We start from the raw sequence: 17,073 nt of genomic DNA, 5'->3' as shown, positions 1-17,073 counted from the left end.
TGCCTCCCGCAACGCCGTAACACGTTCTTAACAGTGATTTCACCCGCCCGGCACGCCTCTTTCCACGTTACAGGTATTGCCTCCCCATGCTCGAAGGCGTGATCGACCTAAGCCCCCATCTGGCCAGGCCGGCGAACCGGCGGGGAACCGTCCCCGACAGCCGCCGCCCTCTCTCGCTTCTGGCCTCGCCCCACCGCGAGGCCATGGAGAACCTGCTCAAAAAAGACGGAGTCGTCGGACTGCTCCTCTTTGAAATCCAGGATTTCTACATCTTCAGCCGGATTTACGGCAGCGCCATTGCCGACGCCCTGAGCCAGTGCGCCGAAAAGGAACTGGAAGCCCTGGCCCGCGAGCGCGTGGACAGCCTGCCCTTCATGGTCCTGGACAAGCTCGAGAACGACAAGTTCCTGCTGGCCGTGGGGGCGTACAAGGCCGAGATGGGACCGCTTCTGCACACAGGCTCCATCATGCGCCTGAGCCTGCGCGCCAGGCTCAAGCGCGAGGCCCTCAACCTCACCGGCCAGGACATGGAGATCGCCGTGGGCGCGGCCCAGATCACCGGCATCTCGCGCAGGAAGCTCGAACAGGCCGTGCACTCCGCCCTGGCCGACGCCCACCGCATGATCCGGGGCAGCCTGGACCCCGCCGGGGCGGTGCTCCTCAAGGAGTTCCGGGGCCTTATCGACGCCCCCCAGGTGCGCGCGGTCTACCAGCCCATCCTGGACCTGCGCGCGGGCGACATCTTCGCCTGGGAAGCCCTGGCCCGAGGCCCCCGGGGCAGCACCTTCGAGAACCCGGCCATGCTCTTCGGCTTCGCCGAGGAGCACGACCTGGTGTTCCCCCTGGAGCGCGCCTGCCGCACCGCCGCCGTCACCGGGTTCGGGGCCCTGCCGCCCGGGCGCAAACTCTTTTTGAATGTCCACCCGCGCACCCTGGTAGACCCGTCCTTCAGCCCCGGCGAAACCCTCAAGCTGCTCGAAACCCTGGGGCTCGAGCCCCACGACATCGTCCTGGAGATCACCGAGCGCCACTCCACCAAAGATTTTTCCCTCTTCCACCGCACCCTGGACCACTACCGGGGCGAAGGGTTCAAGGTGGCGGTGGACGACGTGGGCACCGGCTATTCCGGCCTGTGGTCCATCGCCGAGATCCGCCCGGACTTCATCAAGCTGGACATGTCGCTCATCCAGGGCATCGACGCCAACCCGGTGAAGCGCGCCCTCATCGAGACTTTCCTCACCTTTTCGGACAAGGTGGGGTGCAAGATCATCGCCGAGGGCATCGAGACAGCCACGGAACTGTCCTCCCTGGTGTCCATGGGCGTGCACTACGGCCAGGGCTACTACCTGGCCCGCCCGGCCGCCCCCAAGCCGGACATCTCGGCCGAGGCGTCGCTCTTTTTGGCCGGGCGCAAGCGCCGCTCCACGGCCGAGCTCAAGTGCTCCTCGCCCATCGGCATCCACGCCGACGAGGCCGTCCAGGTGCAGACCTCATCCCATGTGGGGGACCTCAAGCGTTATTTCGACGCCCACCCCCGGGTCAGCTCCGTGGCCGTGGTCTCGAGCCGCAGGCCCGTGGGCCTGGTCACCCGCCACCAGATGGACCGGGTGCTCTCCTCCCAGTACGGCCTGGCCCTGTACACCAACCGGCCCGTCACCAAGATCATGGACAGCCAGCCCCTGGTGGTGGACTGGAACACCCCCGTGGAGATCGCGGCCCAGGCGGCCATGAACCGCGACGGCTACAAGGTGTACGACCACGTGCTGGTCACGCGAGACGGCCTGCTGGCGGGCCTGGCCTCGGTGCAGATGATCCTGGACGCCCTGGCCCAGGTGCAGATGGAGATGGCCAAGGGCGCCAACCCCCTCTCGGGCCTGCCCGGCAACGTGGCCATCGAGCGCGAACTGGAAGGCCGCGTGGCGGCCGGGACCCCGGTCAGCTTCCTTTACGCGGACCTGGACAACTTCAAGGTCTACAACGATTCGTACGGGTTCAAGGCTGGCGACGAAATCATCCTGCTGGCCGCGCGCATCCTGGCCTGGGCAATGCGCCGCCACGGCGCGCCCACGGACTTCCTGGGCCATGTGGGCGGCGACGACTTCGTGATCTGCACCACCCCGGACAAGGCCGAGCGCATCTGCAAGGCCGTCACGCGCTGCTTCGCCCGGCTGGTGGGCGACTGCTACAACGAAGCCGACCGGACGGCCGGATACATCACGGGCAAGGACAGAAGCGGCAAGGAAGGCAAGTTCCCGATCGTGTCCATGTCGCTGGCCATCGTGGACTGCCACGGGGCATGCACCCTGGAGTCCATCTCCCAGCGCTCGGCGGAGATGAAGAAGTACGCCAAGAGTAGGCCCGGCAACGTCTGGGTGCGTGACCGGCGCGGCCCCGTAGGGCTCACTGCCTGCACGGGCTGAAAGCCCTGGTGTGAAAGTCCCAGGGTGAAGGCCTGCGATGGCGGGGACCGCCGCGACCTCTCAACCTGCCCTCCCTCTGGAATCATCCGAGCGCCTTCACGGCTTTGCGTGGATGGGCCGAATCAAGAAACAACCGATTCGGCTGCCCTTGACAAAAACGTGCTTGTCAATTCATTATCGCATATACTGGCATATTTTCATATGCCAGGACCGAACTCGGCGCGGGATATGAAAGTATTCGCCATTGTTCCGGCCGGGAATCACTCGTCCTAGGCCGTACCCCTACCCCTTTCGCAGGTGATGTGGCTGTGCAAGCGCAGGCAAAATGCGGCGTAAAAGACTCAGAAATTTCATTTCAAATTGAGGAAAAAATGCAAAACATCCTATTTAAAATCACAAAATTCACATTATGCTTACTACTTACTTTTCACGGAATAGCCGATTGTCAAACACCTATACGAACGACAAGCGAATTATTACAAGACAAGGAAGCGATGGATTCCATCATGTCTATCGACATACTGAACGACATGGTCAAACTTGGCACGACACAAGATTCAAAATTAAATATTCAATCAAATTGTACCACGAAAGAATATGGTATTACGCCAATCCTCGTATACATCATTCAACCTATTGAGTTTAATTACGGAAGACTATTTCCGTCAAAAGGCATATGGAAAGTAAGATACAAATTTGATCGTTGCGGGGAATCAAAAATTTACAACGCCTTATTCACTGCCAGCAACGACAGAGAGAAACCAAAATGTGACATGCTTCTCCCCGGGACCACAAACGCATCACAATTGTTGATTAAAGACGCTTTGACGTCAGCCTTAACCAACGTACATCTGCAAGCAATAAAAACAGGTGACAAAAAATGTGAAGATGTCAATGTATTTGACATGCGCGTCTCCGAGGGGTTTCACGACGTGACTGAAGGAGACAAGACATTCAAGGGTGTTTGGGAAGAAATCTGGACATTCAAATGTTGCGACAAAATGGTTGATGTCGCAATAACCTTCATCCCTAATGCCGATCCTGGGGGAGCCTCCTTTATTTGCAGATCGACTTCAGACAAGAAGCCTCAAATAAGTAGTATATTGTCGGTGAACCAGCCGATCAAGCCACGGACAGGAGGAGCTCAATGACCGCGCGCTCGTCGAAATAGGGCGCGTTGGCCGTGCTCGCCAGATCCGCCTCGATGACCTTGATGCCCATGGCCTCGATCTGGTTGAGCGCCAGAGGCGCCTGGTAGCCGCGCCCCTTGTCCAGCAGCACGAAGTTGAGAAGCGACTGCGTGGGCCTGGGCTTCACGCAGCTTGCCCGCAGGGCCTCGAGCAGCCGGCGCACGCTGTCGCCCAGGCCCAGGCCGAACTGCTCGGGATCGCCCGCCGGATTGGGCACGAACACCTTGGGGCACTGGGCCTTGGACACCGCGTCCCCCACGCCCTTGGGCAGCAGGTTGGCCAGAAGGCTCGAGTAGAAGCTACCCATGGGGTAGCAGACGAGCTCCGCCGAGCGGATCAGCTCCTTCACCTTGCGGCGCACGTTCACCTCCACCGGGCGCAGGTCCTTCTGGCTCTTGCTCAGGTACACCCGCTTCACCGGCTGGGTGATGGGACCGGTCTCCTTGCCCGTGAGCAGGTGCTGCCCGGCCAGGAGCGTCCCGTCGGCCATCTCCGACACCAGGGTCAGGTCCTTGTTGATGATGGGGCGCACCGTGCCCCGCGCCTTCACCAGCATGGTGAACATGTAGATCACCGGGTCGATCTGGCGATTGTAGTTGAAGAAGCCTCCCGCCAGGATCAGGTTGCCGATGCTCGCGCCGCGCAGGTTGAAATTCGTGCCCTCCATGGCCTTGCGGAAAAATTTGAGATGGCTGCGGATGATCTTGCGCATGGGGTCGGGCACCGCGCCCACCAGGGGATCGCTGCCGTCCACCAGGGCGTCGAGGCGCGCCTTGAGGTCGTCCTGGGGCAAATCCTTGGGCAGCCGGTGGGCGAACAGGTCGTATATCTGCGGGTTGCCATGCAGCGTCCGGTCGGCCAGGGCCATGAGCCGGTTTCGCAGGTCGCCCACGGCCAGCATGTTGAAGGTGGCGCGCAGCTTGGCCGAGGACCCGCCCGAGTCGAAGGGCGTGATCAGGTGCACCGAATTGTGGGTGTAGCGCACAAGCTCCCGCGAGAGGTCGCGCAGGGCCGAGCCGCCGCTGAAGAACAGCACGCGCGGTCCGAGCTCCGGGGCCTTCAGGTAGCGCGCGATCTTCACCGGATCGGGAAGCGTGACCGTGTGCGAGATGGTGACTGTGGGCATATGGTCATCCCTTCAGAAATTTCGTCAGCTCGCGCGCGGCCGTCTCGAAATCGGCCCCGCCGGTCACTTCCAGCACCGTGCACCCCCCAAGCGCCTCCACGTAGGCGTCCTCCGAGAAATCCGGGATGGGCATGTCCGCGCCGGTGTCGTAGAAAAGCCCGGTGCTCTTCATGAACGCGGGCAAAAGGTCACGGCGCTGGGCGATGTCCACGCGTGCGACTTTCAATTCGCCGCCGCCGCGCTTCCAGTTGAGGATGGCCAGCCCCTTCATGCGCGCCTCAAGCTGGAAACGTCCCGGCCCGAAACACTCGTCGATGAAGGCGTCGTACTTGTGCTCCAGGCTCCACAGCTCCTCGATTGGCAAGTCCTTGAAGGCGGCCCGGTCCGCATCCGGCATGACGCCCGCGAGGCTTGTGTTGTGAAGCACGGTGCCGGGGTTCACCCGGGGCATCTTGGCCACGCCGTACATGGTCAGCCCGCCGCTGTCCCGGCCCAGCATCACCCGGTCGTTGGAGACGAAATCAAGCCCTAGGTTCATCATGTGCAGGGCCAGGGTGGACTTGCCCATGCCCGAGAACCCTGCCAGGGCCAGCCCCTCGCCGTCCCAGGCCACTGCGGCGGCATGCCCCAGCAGGCATCCCTGGTTGAGCTTATGCTCGATGAAGCGGTTGTTGATGAAGTTGACCACCTGGTTGGGGTTGTCCAGGCAAGGCCCCAGGGCCAGGTTGCAGCCCTGGCCGAAAAGAAAGAGCATCCCGGTCAGGCGCTTGCGCACCACGCGCCCGTCGACCAGGTCCGCCCATTCCTCCTTGATCTTGGTCTTGCCCGGTTCGGGCTCCTTGACCGAGTACGTCACGGGCAGGGTCTGCGGATCGCACTCCACGGCCAGGACCTCGCAGTGGGCCGGTCCCGGGGCGCGGTGGAAATCGCGGAAGTAGTCCGCCAGCCAGGCCGCCAGGCGCTCGTCGTTTACGCGCACGTCCACCCCGAACCCGCCGAAATCCAGCCTGAGCAGGTGGGGGCAGTCAAAGCGTTCGAGGAAGGGCGCGACGAGCCCCCTGACCGTGGGAACCGTGGGCTGGCTCATCAAATCCTCTCCAGGACATACCGGGCGTAGGCCTCCGCGGCGTCGATGCCGCAGGCGTCCAGAAGGCCCCGGAAGCCCCCGAACGCCGAAACCTCGAACACGATGGGCCCCTGGGCGGTTTCGGCCACGTCCACACAGGTGAAGGCCATGTCGAAGAGCGATTGGGCCTTGCGGGCCAGCTCGACGATCTCTTGCGAGGGCTCGTAGGGCTCGTACTTACCGCCCGCGCTGGTGGTGGTGTTCCAGCTGGTACCGCCTGACTTGCGCGCGTAGGTGGCCAGGTACTGCCCGCCCATGAAGGTGACGCCCAGGTCTCTCTCCAGGGGCGGCAGCATCTTCTGCAGGTAGATCACCTTGTTGCCGCCGTTCTGGAAGGCTTCGATGCGTAAGCGCGCCTCGGGCCCGGCGGCGATCACTTCCATGCCCCGGGCCTTGGTGGAGTACAGGGGCTTGAACACGGCCCGGCCGAAGCGTCCGACGGCCGCGAGGGCCTCGTCCACGTCCTCCGTGATCACCGTGGCGGGCATGGGCAGGCCGCCCGCGCGCAGGGCCACGGTGCAGCTCAACCGGTCGATGAGCTTGAGGATCGAAGACGGCTTGGAGAATATGGGCAGCCCCTTCAGTTCCAAAAAGCGCAGCATCTCCAGCCGGTCGAGCACGTCCGGGGAGTACTGCGGGGCGATCTTCTTGACGATGAGGGCGTCCAGTTCGGAGAGATCCTGCCCGCCGTAGAACACCGTGCCCCGGTCCAGGTCCAGCACGGCGCGGTCCATGTCGATGAGCAGCCGAAACCCCGTCAGCTTTCTGCACGCGTCGGCCAATATCTCGGAGGACCATCCGTCCGTCAGGCCGACGACACCTATCTTTTTCATGTGCGCTCCCGGAAAATCAGTAAATGAGGACGTCCGCGGGCAGGATGAACTCCCGCCAGGGCCGCCCGCCCTGCCTGAATGCGTCGAGCTTGCGCATGATGTACACGCCGCGCTGGTACATCTCGTGGGCGAAGCGGTGGTTGAACTCGAAGCGGCTGGAGGTGACGAACGAGCGCACAAGCCCCAGCGCCAGGCGCACCTCGAAGGTCTCGTCCCCGGACTCGGCGGCGAACTCCCGGGAGAAGGCCAGGAATTCGTTGATGACCCGGTCCAGGCGGGTGCGCAGCAGGCTGTCCAGCACGGGGAGGCGGAAATTGGAGATGAGAAACACCGACACGTCCTGAACGAAATCGCTGTTCTTGGCGCGGTGCAGGTCGATGTAGTGGATTCGTTGTTCTTCGTGGTTGTAGACGATGTTGTTGATGTTGAAGTCGCCGTGGATGAACACGGTGAAAGGGGCCTGGAACCGGGTCTCCAGATCCGCCGTGGCATCCACCAGGTCCTCGAAGGCCGGGATGTCCAGGCCCATGAGGGTCATGGCCTTGGTGCGGAACGACGGGTACATGCGGTAGACGTCGTCCAGGCGCTGGCGCAACTGGCTGACGTAGCCCGCCTGCACGGGCGTGTCCTTGCGGGTCTGGGTCCAGAGCTGGCGCGCGGTCTGCTCCAGGATGAAGGTGGCGTTGGCGGCCACCTCGGGCGCGCCGGTGAGCACCACCTCCTGGTAGGTGCAGCCGCCCAGGTACTCCATGAGCATGGAGGCCGACTCGACGTCCTCGTGGAAGGCCTGCACCTTGGGCGGCAGGCCCGGCATGATGGATTCCCAGCGGCGGATGTTCTCCACCTCGCGGCGCAGCTTCTCGGGGTTGCCCTCCTTGAAGAGCACGCCGCTTGAACGCCTGCCCTTGCGCTCTCCGGCCACCATGCCGATGCGGCAGCCCGAGCGCGTGCCCCAGATGGAGTGGAACTCGCCGTCGGAGATGGGCACTTCCTCGCCCAGTTCCGAGAGGGTCTCCTTGAGGGCTTCGTACTGGTGGATCTTGAACTTCTCGCCCACGGCCGCGAAGATGATGGCCTCGCCGATGTTCAGGATGGTGTCGCCCATGCGCTCCAGGTAGCGGAAGATGTTGTGGGCGGTGATGCAGTTCTCGGGGGATTCGCCCTTGCGCAGGTCGGCCAGGATGATGTCGAAGTTGGTCTTGAACAGGGCGTCCAGGGTCACTTCGGCGCGGCAGATGCGGAAGGCCAGGGTGATGTCCTGGTTGTAGAGGGCCTTCACCACCAAGCGCAGGGCCTTGATGATCTCGGTGAAGAAGGCCTTGTAGTCGTAGCGTTTGATGAAGTTCGGGTCGCGCAGGTACTGCGACTGCATGACGATGTTCACCGCGTGGTCGGCCAGACGCTCCAGGTTGGAGGTGATGATGTTCACCGCCCGGGCCATGTCGATGGCCCGCTTGTCGCTGCCGAATCCGGTGTGGATGCGGGAGAAGCACTTGTTCTCGATGACGCTCTTCAGGTTGTCGATGTAGTCGTCCCGGCTCTCTATCTTGACCACCAGGGCCGGATCGGGGTTCTCGAGCACCTTGAGGGTGTTCTCGACCTGCTTGGTCACTTCCAGGACCATGAAGCGGAAATTCTCTTCGATGCCTTCCAGAAAACGCATCCGCTACTCTCCGCCCCCCGAGGTGATGACCAGATTGTCGGTATCCCGCTCAGGATCGGCCACGGCCTCGCGCCAGGCGAACTTGAGGGCCAGCTTCATGCGCCCCTCCTTGGCCTTGGCCTCCACCGCGAAGCCGATGAGCCCCTTGGGCGAGAGCGTCATGTCCAGGTCCTTGCGCGAAAAGCGCATCTCGCCCTTTTCGAAGCCGTCGGTCAGGGCCCGCAGGTATTCCACCAGGGTTTTGGCGTCCTGCACCGATTCGTAGAAGAACTTGCCCTCGCGTGCGGGCTGGTCTTTGTTGTCCGTAGTATCCATCGCGTGCGTACTCCTAACCCAGGCGGGTGCGGTATTCGTCCATGACCGTCTTGCGGCTCACCCCCGCCATGATGAGCGCTTTGGAGATGCCCAGGTCGTCCCAGGCGGGCTGCAGGCCCACCTCGCGGGCGGCCTTGTCGCTGTCCTGCTCCTCGGGCTTCTTGAGCTTCTCGGAGAGGTGGCAGTCGTCGCCCATGAAGATGAGCATGGGCCTGTCCTTGTGGTAGCCGCGCCGGTTCTGGTCCAGCACCACGTTGATGAGGAACTCCGTGTACTGCTGCGACTGCGGGTTCCACACCTCGATGCCGTCCACGTCGTAGTTGCGAAGAAGGATGGGCCAGAACTGCTCCGGGTGGGGGATGACCACTCCGGCCCCCATGGCCCGGCACTCCTCCACCACCTCCGAGGCCCGGTAGAAGTACGCCAGGGAGAAGTTGTCCTTGACCACTTCCTTGACCGCCTTGGCGTAGACCTGGGCCTTGTTGATGAACCGGGCGTCGTAGAATTCGCGCAAGCAGTCCAGGTAGTTGCGCACCAGCTTGTTCTTGATGGCGTCCTGGGGGGTGCGCATCTCGTTCTGGATGAGCAGGCCCTTCAGACGCCTGGCGTGGATGGCGGTGAACTCCACCACATCCTCGTCGGACCCGGCCCTGCCCGCAGCCTGCTGGCGGCGCTCCTCCCATTCGGGGTCGCACAGGGCGTCCAGATACTCGAAGAGCTGCGAGGAGCGGTACTTGAACGTGTGCTTGAGCATGTTTGCCAGCACCCCGGCCCGGTCCAGGCGATCGGCGCGCATGTGCACCAGGAGCTGCACCTTGCGGTTGAAGCCGTGGGAATAGCAGTCCACCTCCACCCCGGCGTACTCGCCCCAGGTGAGCAGCTGATTGTGCTGGGTGGGGATGATGAGCTCGTCGCGGCTGCCCGGGAACATGGCCGCGATGCGGTCCCGGATGACGTCCATGGGCACTTGCTCCGGGTGCCAGTGCACGGCCAGGACGTATTCCTGGCGGGGGTACCGCACGGACGGGTTGCGGACTATCCGGGCCTGCTCCGGGGTGACGCCGGGGCAGGTCATCTCCAGGAATGTCTCCAGGTCCCACTCGGTGACTTCGCGGGGGATGGCGGAGAGGTCTATCTCCGAGCAGACCTTCGAAGACGGGGAAGAGGCGGGCGCCCCGGGGGTCTTCACCAGTTCCATTTTCGAGCCGGACATGGCGCGCGCCTACACGTAGCGGGAGTGGCAGTCCCGCTTGAGCTGAGCCAGATCGAGATATGCGGACTTGGCGGCCTCCAGGTCGGAAGCGACAAGGGCGGCCTCGAAGGCGACCGTCTTCTCGAGAAACGCGGCGTAGAACTCGTCGCCCTTGCCGGGATAGCTGACCATGAGCCTGGAGTCAGCTATGAAGCTCTGGGCCTCCAGGAGCGGGGGCATCTGGCCCGCCAGCAAGGCCGCCCCGATGGCCTTGAAGGTCTGCTTCATGTGCTTTTTCAGTGACTTGTATTTCGGAAGCGCTCCGCCTTCTTCGGACTCCTCGTCCTCAGCGGCTTCGCCCGGCTCGCCCGCCAGCACCAGGGCAGGCCGGGGAAACTTCACGCTGAGCTTGGCCCGCACCTTGCCCTCGAAGGTCTCCTTGAAGGATATCTTCACGGCCCTGTAGCCTTCCAGGCTCACGGGTCCGGCCTCGGTGGCGATTTCCCCCGCCTCCACGGCCTCGGCGAGGCCGCGCAGCCATCCGGCCAGATCGCTCTTTTCAAGCGTAACTTCCGCTTTGTGTTTGTTGCTCATGCTCATGACGGGCGTCCTCCCGGAGATAAAAGAGATTTTCACATAGCACCTTCCCGGCGGGAGGCAAAGTGTTCCTACCCCGCCGACATGGCGATCCTGTTACCGGCGGCGGCCGTGGTCCGGTCCGGGGGCAAAAAATTCCCGGCATCAAACTTGCTTGAAACGCGGCGATGAGCACCACCATCCGGAGACCACGCATGCGCAAGTCCGCCAAGAGTTCCTCTCCCATCTGGCTCCTGGGCCTGGCCGGGCAGCCCGCCAAGCGCATTCGCCTGGCCGCCGGCGAGGACCTGGACGTCAGGCGCTTCGACGTGCGCGACACCCCCTCCCAGACGGATTACGACCGTGCCGACCCCCTGGTGGTGTTCCTGGACGTCCCCGCCTGGAGGAGCCTCCAGGCCGCGCCGCCCGCCTGGTTCAAGACCGCGCGCAAAGTGCTGGTGGCCTCGGACGGCGACCTGCCCGGCCACGACGAGGTCCTGGCCGGAGGCTTCCTGGCCTGCCTGGCTCCGCCCCTGGCCAAGGCCCGCATAGTCGCCGCCATCAAGGCCGCGCGCGACACCGCCGGAGTCTTCGAGGACATCGCCAAGCTGTTGGGCGAGGCCCAGCGCGAACGCGACCACATGGCGCAGGAGAACGGACGCCTGGCCTTTTTCCAGCATATGCTGGCCAGGGCCATGTCCACCCTGGACCTGGCGCAGATCCTGGCCTGCCTCCGCGAGGACCTGGGGCTGGCTTTCCCGGTGTCGGAAGTGCTCGGAGTGTTCTGGGGACTGTCCGCCGAGAGCGAGATATTCCTGCCCGATGGGCTGTCGGTCCAGGCCAAGGCCGCGCGGACCGACTACCTGCTGGACCTGGCCTCGCGCCTGCGCGGCGCGCCGCCCAGTTCCTACCGGACGCACCCGGTGCCCGGCGGGGACGAATCCGCCCCGGCCGAACCGGGACGGGCGCTGCTGGTGCCCTTGCGCGTCGAGGACAAGCCCTTCGGGTGCTTGAGCGTGCTCATCCACCGCGACCTGGCCAAGCACGAGCAGGAGACCGCCCGTGAGGCGCTCAACCAGCTGGCCCCGTGCGTCAAGCACTCCCTGGACTACCTGCTGCTCAAGCGGAGGGCCGACCGCGACGGGCTGACCGGCCTGTACAACCGCCGGAGCTTTGACGCCCGCCTGGACCAGGAACTCAAGCGCCACATACGCCACAAGGAGGGCTTCGTCCTTCTCATGGCCGACCTGGACCACTTCAAGGCCGTCAACGACACCCACGGCCACCTTGCCGGTGACGCCGCGCTCAAGCACGCGGCCCATGCCCTGGAAAGCGGCCTTCGCTCCTCGGATTTCCTGGCCCGCTACGGCGGCGAGGAATTCGCCGTCATCCTGCCGCACACGGGGCAGTCCCAGGCATGGATGCTGGCCGAGAGGCTGCGCCGCCGCGTGAGCTCGATCACGCTGCGCTACGCCGGGCGGATGATCCCGCTCACCATCTCCATCGGCATGACCGGATTCGCGCCGGGCCAAGCCGCCACTCCGGCCAGCCTGGTGGCCCAGGCCGACCAGGCCCTCTATGCGGCCAAGCTCGCCGGACGCAATCGGGTGAGCATCGCGGCCTCCCGCGAGGACGCGCGCGAGGCCGCCCAGGCCGGCAGCCTGATGGCCGGCTGATCAGCTTCCGCCGAATCCCCCTTCACGATTTTCCCTGGCGGAAACGGCACAGGGGCCACCGAGCCGGACGTTCTGCAACCATCCAACCCAACGATCTACTGCGGACTCCGGCTACTGCGAACTCCGGCGTTTCTCCTCTTCCTGCTTCTTCACGTAATCCTCGATGGCCCGCAGCACCATGAGCTGCGCGGAATAGTAGATGCCCTCCTTGTTCTGCTTCATGAACCGGTCCACCACGTCCACCAGCTCCTCCCGCTTGAGCCCCTCGTGGTGCATGTAGATGACCCCCTCGAAGGAGTCGTACACCCCCACGATGTAACCGGCGGCCTGGTTACGCTTCTCGCACTCGCCGGAATTGAGGTATTCCGAGAGCAGCTCTGGAGTGAAATACTTTGCGTATGACGCAGTGGGGATCATCAGCAATACGACGCAGAGAAGAATCTTTTTCATGGCGTTCACTCCTTGGTTCGGAATCGGGCGGACACACGGAGGGGCCTCCCGCCGCAAGCGCCGCAGCCGAAAAGGCCGGCCGGCACCATACTCCGCCCGGAGAGCCGGAGGCAACCCCGTGAGTATCCTGCGGACCCGCACCCTGATGGCGGAGGCGCAGGCGCGCGCGGAGACGGTCTGTCGGGCCTGAGCCACCGTTCCTGAGCGTTCGGGGAATCCGAACCGCCGGTTCCCTTTTCTTCGCTTGCCTTCCTCCCACGCGGAACTTACTCCGCTGGTCGGACACGGTTTCCCCCCGCCGTCCGAAGGACATCGCACACCCTATGGAACCGCTTCTGCCCGTCTGCCTCACCGCCGCCCTGCTGGCCGGATTCGTCCAGGGCTTCGCCGGATTCGGCTCCGTGCTGGTGGCCCTGCCGCTCCTCCTGACCGTGCTCGACGTGCGCACGGCCGTCCCCCTGGGCAGCCTGGTGGCCGTGTCCATCAACGTGGTGATGGTGGCGCGCCTGCACGGGCACATCCAGCGCGGCCCCATGAAGACCCTCATCGCAGGCTCCCTGCCGGGCATGGCCGCTGGTGCCTGGGTTTTGAAAGATGCGCCGGACGCCCTCATCAAGGGGATTCTGGGAGCGGTGATCCTCTTGCTGGTGGCCCAGTCCGTGGTCTCCCCGGCACCCCGGACAGCGCCTGCGGGCAGGTTCTGGGCGGTGGTCGCGGGGTTCTGCAGCGGTACGGTGGGAGTCTGCACCGGGGCCAACGGCCCGCCAGTGATAGCCTGGGCGTCGCGCCAGCCCTGGCGGCGTGACGAGCTGCGCGCCACCCTGACCTTCTATTTCCTGCTGACGGGGCTGTGCATCGTGACGGTGCAGAGCACGCAGGGGGTGGTGACGCGCCAGGTGCTCACGCTCTTCGCGTGGTCCCTGCCCGCGCTGCTGGCCGGAATCAAGATCGGCGGCGCCTGCTGCGGCAAGGTGGACGAGCGCACCTTCCGGACCGTAGTGCTGACGCTCCTCGGTTTGATCGGGACCTCCATGGTCTGGCAGGCAGCTGGGACGGCCCTGCGCTGATCCGGCCCGGGCGCGCTCCCCGTGGGGACACAAAAAGCCCGGCCGGAGCCGGGCGTCTTGTTCTCAGTAGTTGCGCATGCAATTCTCTCGATCGTTGTCGCAGCGCTTCAAGCACCTTTCCTTGGCCGTTTCGGAGTCGAGGCCGTTGCAGTCGGACTGGCAGGCGTTCCATTTGGAGTTGCAACCGAGCATGGCTGCTTCGCGCGCGCTCATCGGTTCCTGCACGCGGATGATCTCGACGGGCTCCATCACCCTGGGCATGGGCCGGACAGTCTCCGTCACCACCCCGGGGACGCTGTCCACGACATAGTACCTGGTTCCCCGCTCATCGACGATGAAACGTTTGTCGCTGTCGGTGACGTAAAATTTCCTTCCGCTCTCATCGATATAGTAATGCCTTGCCACGTCAGGAACGTAATACTTGGTCCCATAATCATCGACGTAATAAACCACGCCGGACGGATCGGTATAATACGTCCGCACCACTCCATCCTTGATGAAATGCTTCACCCCGGCCGCATCGACATAAAACCTGTTCCCCACGTCATCGACGAATATCCGCATTATGTCGTTGTTGATGTAGTATCTGTTCCCTCCTTCATCCAGGAGGTATCGCCTTCCCGTGGCGTCAACGTAGTATCGCACGGTCATTTCCCCGGCAGGAGCAGGGACGCGCTCCACGATCTTCGGCTCCATGTAATGCCTGTTTCCCCGATCATCCTTGTAGTAGGAGCGCCCTGAAGCGTCCCGGTAGTAGGCCCGGCCGGTTTCGTCCCGGTAGTAGGGGGTGCTCGTGGCGGAGGAGTCGTAATGCCTGCGCGGGGCGCATCCGCCCAAAAGCATCAGGCAGGAAAGAAGCAGGACGACGATCGAAAGGTATTTTCCATGGCGCATGGGGAATCTCCTCCCTGTGGGCCCGCAAGGCCCGGGGCGATGTGCCCGGCGGCCTCGGCCCCGGGACGTCATCGGTACGTTAGTAGGTGCGTCTGTACTTCGGTTTTTCCTGTTCATGGCCGTAGAGCGCGCCGCCGACGCCGCCCAGGGCGCCGCCCAGCAAGGCCCCGACCCCCGCGTTGCCGCCCGACAGGGCGCTTATGCCCGCGCCCGCGCCCGCGCCGATGGCCGCGCCGGACAGCGCACCCTGCTGGGTGGGGGTCATGTTGGTGCAGCCGCCCATGCCGAGAACCGCCACCGCCAGAATGGAGACGAGTTTCTTGTTCATGGCCGTGCCTCAACCCTCTTCATTTTGGGTTCGATCATCTGGGTCCAGATGACGCGGAAAACATGCTCCTGCATCTGGTCCGGATTGGCCGCGTAGTAATCGTCCAGGGCCTTCTCCAGTTCGCCCCAGGTCCGGTTCCCGAAGACCTCCACCCACCCCAGGATGAACTGCGACGGCTGTTCGTTGTGCTTGGTGCGGATGTAGTACTCCAGCACGAAGGCGCTTCCCGCGCCGTACAGGAAGGCGCGCTTCGCTTCCGAACTGGACCGCATCCAGACCACGCCGTCCACGTCGGGCAGCATCGCCTTGTCCTGGGCCGAGCCCGGGCCGTCCGCCAGGAGCAGGATGCCCGCAAGCAGCGCCATGACCAGCAACCATTGTCTTTTCATAAGGTCCTCCCTGTCCGGGTAGATTGGACGGCTTCCGGACGCAAACAACGGCATCTAACCAACGATCATGCTTTACGATCGCTCCCAGACCAGCCATTCTGTTTCAACAAAAAGCAGAACAAACCGCCCTGGCATAGCATATTTTCCGGAGACAAACGTATGACTATCTTTTTTACATAATCTCTTTTCTGGAAACTGCGTTTGAAGCCTCTAAAAAAGATCAACACAAACAATGATATAGAAAATTAGTGCAGACAATTGCAAGAATGCAGAAGCACGAAAGGAGGGATACGAGGAGACCCGGCGGGGGCTTACTGGAACTGCCGCCCTCATGGATGCGGATGGCCAGGCAGCAGGTTCCGGTGCGCAAAGGATGCTCCCCCGGCGGCGGGGACGGGGCAACGGGAACGCCCCACGGGCGCCCCGGGAGCGACGACACCGGGCTGACCCGGACCGGACCCCATCCGGCCGCCCTGGCCCGGGGCGGGCGGATGGCCCGCCCGGGAATCGAGAGGCGCGCGTGCGCCTACAGCTTGCTCTTGAGCACCATGTCCGTGATGGGCCCCCTCGATCGATCGCCCTTCAGGACGATGTGCCCATAGTTCGAAAACCCCTTGAATTTCCTGACGATCCAGTTAAGACCGTTGTTGGCCTCGTTGAGGTACGGGTTGTCCACCTGGGAGGTGTCCCCCAGGCACACGCACTTCACCCCCTCGCCCATGCGGGTCAGCAGCGCCCGCACTTCCGAGCGCGACAGATTCTGGGCCTCGTCGATGATGACGAAGGCGTTCTCGATGTTCATGCCGCGCACGTAGCCCAAGGGCAGTATCTCGAACTTCTTGACGTTCAGGCGCAGGGCCTCGTCGTTGGGGTTCAAGAACACCTTGTTGGCCGGACGCTGGCGGTGCAGCTTCACCAAGAGGTCGAAGATGTACTTCATGTAGGGTTCCATCTTCTCGGCGATGTCGCCCGGCAGGTAGCCGAGCTTGGCGCCGATCTCGATGGTGGGCTTGACCACGAAGATCTTGTCGTACTCCTTGCGCTCCAGCACAAGATACAGCGCGGCTGCCAGGGCCAGGTAGGTCTTGCCGAACCCGGCCTCGCTCTGGATGGACACCAGGTCCACGTGCCCGGAGGTGATGAGCTCCAGGGCCAGGTTCTGGTATACCGTGCGGGGCTTCAGGTTCCAGACGTCGTTGACGTAGCCGATGGGCCGCTCGCCCTCAGGGCTGAGCATCACCGGCTTGCCGTCGCGCCACAGGAAGCTGTTGGGCGGGGCGTTCCGGGGCTCCTCCACGAAGCCGGTGTACAGCTGCGACTCGGACTCGAAGGGCTTCGAGTCGCGCAGCTCCTCGCTCTTGATGTTGCGCAGCGAGGCCTGCAGCTGCAGGAGCCGGTCGTTGGTCACCAGGATGGGGTCCTGGATGTCCTGGGCGGTTTCGATCTCGCGCAGGATGTAGTTGTCGACGATGTGGGTGAAGGGGGAGTCGGAGTTGCCGTTGCGGATGAAGGTGATGTGGTCGCGGTTCTCGATGAGGCTGGTGATGACCTGGGAGACGATGTGGCGCAGTTTGGGCGTGTTCTTGAGCGTCTCCAGCTCCATGAGCACGTGGTAGGGGATGAAGATGTTGTTTTCGTTGCCGTTTCGTAGCGCCAGGACCGAGTTGGGGTTTTCGATGAGGACGTTGGTGTCGATGACGTAATTTTTCTTCTTCGAACCTTCCAGGGTCATGTGGCCTTCCTTTCAGGGACGTTCTCGCCGCTTGTGCGGCATGCCGAACCTATCCGCCCTGTGTGACGAAACCATGACCGCGCCCGCGCGCCCCTA

General features: G+C 63.5%; 16 protein-coding genes. 4 read left to right on the top strand and 12 right to left on the bottom strand.

Annotation, left to right across the window (positions count from 1 at the left end):
• Positions 1-86 precede the first annotated feature (86 nt).
• Positions 87-2,420, top strand: a complete 2,334-nt coding sequence (locus tag ML540_RS14115; protein WP_279343445.1) for a GGDEF domain-containing protein — start codon at positions 87-89, stop codon at positions 2,418-2,420.
• 302 nt (positions 2,421-2,722) lie between these two features.
• Positions 2,723-3,571, top strand: coding sequence for a hypothetical protein (locus tag ML540_RS14110; RefSeq protein ID WP_243362288.1), 849 nt, complete (start codon positions 2,723-2,725; stop codon positions 3,569-3,571).
• On the opposite strand, the gene ML540_RS14105 is transcribed toward ML540_RS14110, so the two are convergent.
• The 7 genes from ML540_RS14105 to ML540_RS14075 are packed head-to-tail and all read right to left on the bottom strand — an operon-like array spanning position 3,543 to position 10,465.
• On the bottom strand, positions 3,543-4,736 hold the full coding sequence (locus tag ML540_RS14105; protein WP_243362286.1) for a GAK system CofD-like protein: 1,194 nt from the start codon (positions 4,734-4,736) through the stop codon (positions 3,543-3,545). The two genes, ML540_RS14110 and ML540_RS14105, sit on opposite strands and share 29 nt — an antisense overlap.
• Positions 4,737-4,740: 4 nt before the next feature.
• Positions 4,741-5,823 carry an HprK-related kinase B gene (locus ML540_RS14100; RefSeq protein WP_243362284.1) on the bottom strand — a complete coding sequence of 361 codons (1,083 nt, stop codon included), beginning with the start codon at positions 5,821-5,823 and terminating at the stop codon, positions 4,741-4,743.
• A complete protein-coding gene (locus tag ML540_RS14095; RefSeq protein ID WP_243362282.1) occupies positions 5,823-6,695 on the bottom strand; it encodes a GAK system ATP-grasp enzyme in 873 nt (290 codons plus the stop codon). Before ML540_RS14095 ends, ML540_RS14100 begins: the two co-directional genes overlap by 1 nt.
• Positions 6,696-6,711: 16 nt before the next feature.
• Positions 6,712-8,358, bottom strand: coding sequence for a PhoU domain-containing protein (locus ML540_RS14090; RefSeq protein ID WP_243362280.1), 1,647 nt, complete (start codon positions 8,356-8,358; stop codon positions 6,712-6,714).
• Positions 8,359-8,361: 3 nt separating this feature from the next.
• Complete coding sequence (locus ML540_RS14085; RefSeq protein ID WP_243362271.1) at positions 8,362-8,673, bottom strand: amphi-Trp domain-containing protein; 312 nt, start codon at positions 8,671-8,673, stop codon at positions 8,362-8,364.
• A 13-nt stretch (positions 8,674-8,686) separates the two neighbouring features.
• On the bottom strand, positions 8,687-9,886 hold the full coding sequence (locus tag ML540_RS14080; RefSeq protein WP_243362269.1) for a hypothetical protein: 1,200 nt from the start codon (positions 9,884-9,886) through the stop codon (positions 8,687-8,689).
• A 9-nt stretch (positions 9,887-9,895) separates the two neighbouring features.
• Positions 9,896-10,465, bottom strand: a complete 570-nt coding sequence (locus ML540_RS14075) for a GAK system XXXCH domain-containing protein (protein ID WP_243362267.1) — start codon at positions 10,463-10,465, stop codon at positions 9,896-9,898.
• Between the two features lie 191 nt (positions 10,466-10,656).
• Here ML540_RS14075 and ML540_RS14070 point away from each other — a divergent pair, with 191 nt between their 5' ends.
• On the top strand, positions 10,657-12,117 hold the full coding sequence (locus ML540_RS14070; protein ID WP_243362265.1) for a sensor domain-containing diguanylate cyclase: 1,461 nt from the start codon (positions 10,657-10,659) through the stop codon (positions 12,115-12,117).
• Between the two features lie 111 nt (positions 12,118-12,228).
• Here the strand turns inward: ML540_RS14070 and ML540_RS14065 are convergent, their stop codons facing one another.
• Complete coding sequence (locus ML540_RS14065) at positions 12,229-12,567, bottom strand: Rap1a family protein (RefSeq protein ID WP_243362263.1); 339 nt, start codon at positions 12,565-12,567, stop codon at positions 12,229-12,231.
• Positions 12,568-12,890: 323 nt separating this feature from the next.
• Here ML540_RS14065 and ML540_RS14060 point away from each other — a divergent pair, with 323 nt between their 5' ends.
• Entirely contained in the window at positions 12,891-13,634 is a 744-nt protein-coding gene (locus ML540_RS14060; protein WP_243362261.1) for a sulfite exporter TauE/SafE family protein, read from the top strand.
• Between the two features lie 63 nt (positions 13,635-13,697).
• Here ML540_RS14060 and ML540_RS14055 read toward each other — a convergent pair whose 3' ends face one another.
• From ML540_RS14055 to ML540_RS14040, 4 genes are all read right to left on the bottom strand, one after another.
• Positions 13,698-14,528, bottom strand: coding sequence for a hypothetical protein (locus ML540_RS14055; RefSeq protein WP_243362251.1), 831 nt, complete (start codon positions 14,526-14,528; stop codon positions 13,698-13,700).
• Positions 14,529-14,607: 79 nt separating this feature from the next.
• Positions 14,608-14,856 (bottom strand): glycine zipper domain-containing protein, encoded by a 249-nt coding sequence (locus tag ML540_RS14050; RefSeq protein WP_243362248.1) that lies wholly within the window; start codon positions 14,854-14,856, stop codon positions 14,608-14,610.
• Complete coding sequence (locus ML540_RS14045) at positions 14,853-15,245, bottom strand: hypothetical protein (protein ID WP_243362246.1); 393 nt, start codon at positions 15,243-15,245, stop codon at positions 14,853-14,855. Before ML540_RS14045 ends, ML540_RS14050 begins: the two co-directional genes overlap by 4 nt.
• Positions 15,246-15,771: 526 nt before the next feature.
• Positions 15,772-16,977 (bottom strand): PhoH family protein, encoded by a 1,206-nt coding sequence (locus ML540_RS14040; RefSeq protein ID WP_243362244.1) that lies wholly within the window; start codon positions 16,975-16,977, stop codon positions 15,772-15,774.
• Positions 16,978-17,073 lie beyond the last annotated feature (96 nt).

The sequence above is a fragment of the Fundidesulfovibrio terrae genome (assembly GCF_022808915.1).
Lineage (GTDB): Bacteria > Desulfobacterota > Desulfovibrionia > Desulfovibrionales > Desulfovibrionaceae > Fundidesulfovibrio > Fundidesulfovibrio terrae.
Note: the sequence above shows the minus strand (reverse complement) of the source record. Positions and strands in the feature narration are given on the sequence as shown.